This is a genomic window from Pedobacter sp. UBA4863 (assembly GCF_002399615.1).
In the GTDB taxonomy this organism is placed as follows: domain Bacteria; phylum Bacteroidota; class Bacteroidia; order Sphingobacteriales; family Sphingobacteriaceae; genus Pedobacter.
Genome location: NZ_DHDZ01000036.1, coordinates 511 through 1576 on the forward strand (window position 1 = coordinate 511; position 1066 = coordinate 1576).

Consider the following 1066-nt stretch of genomic DNA (forward strand, 5'->3'; position numbering starts at 1 on the left):
TACGTGAAAATAAATAATACTTATGCGAGTGGAGACACTCGCCTATAGGGCAATGTCATTAAGTTAAGCGTTGGCGTCCCCGCCAACGCTTAATTTTGCGTCCGTTGGCGAGGACGTCAACGGACTAAACTTTCTTAACTTAACGTGAGTTCGGGATAAGAGAAATAAGATATTTGCTGGCGATAGCCCCTCAAATCTACGTTCAGCTAATTTTCGGCCTCTTATTTTCTCACAATTTATTTATTTATTTCTATGGGTGTTTAAGAGCGCTTACGCGGTTTTCGGATTGCACCGATAAGCCAAAGCAATTCCTTGAAAGAAACCTGCGGAGCAAGCATGAAGACAAATAGGAATACTAATAACAGCTGAATAAATAAGCAACTGAGAGTTTATCAGCAAAGCTGATGAACTCCGTTTCACTACGGTTTTGTTACTTTTTGCGGCCAACCTGCGAAGCAAGCTCGAAGGCCATTAAAAACAATTAAAAAATCTGAGAAAAAGTAAGAGCCCAGCGGCGGCGAGCTAAAAAAATACGTTTAAATGCCCGTTATCTGAGACGAAATATACTGCTTAATCCCAACACATTAACTTAATGACAAGCCTATAGCGGAAACGTTGCCCACCTGCAGAGAACGGAATCCCCGTCGCCCATACATACAAACAGGTTTTAAGTTGCTAACATTCTTGAGATGCCTTTTAAGCATAAAATTTTAAATATCTCAAATGTGCTTTTCCATTTGAAACATTATATTTTATTCGGGTTTCATTCGGATATTATACGGATATTATTCAGGTTTCAATCGAAATTAATCCGAATGAAACTTGAATGAAGCCCGTATGAAAGCCATAAAAGATAGGAAGAAAACTAGTTTTAAAGGCTCTTAATGTAGTTAGTATCGGGCTTTATGCTTTTAAGACGCTCACGTGCGTATAGAATAGGAGTGTGGCGGGGCAGAAAAGGCCGTACAAAATGTGTTACAGGATAAGGTCTTGCCAGAAAATTCGAGCGGTACATTATTTATTCTACCCGTAGTGTATTATCCATAAAACAATAAATAGTTGATAT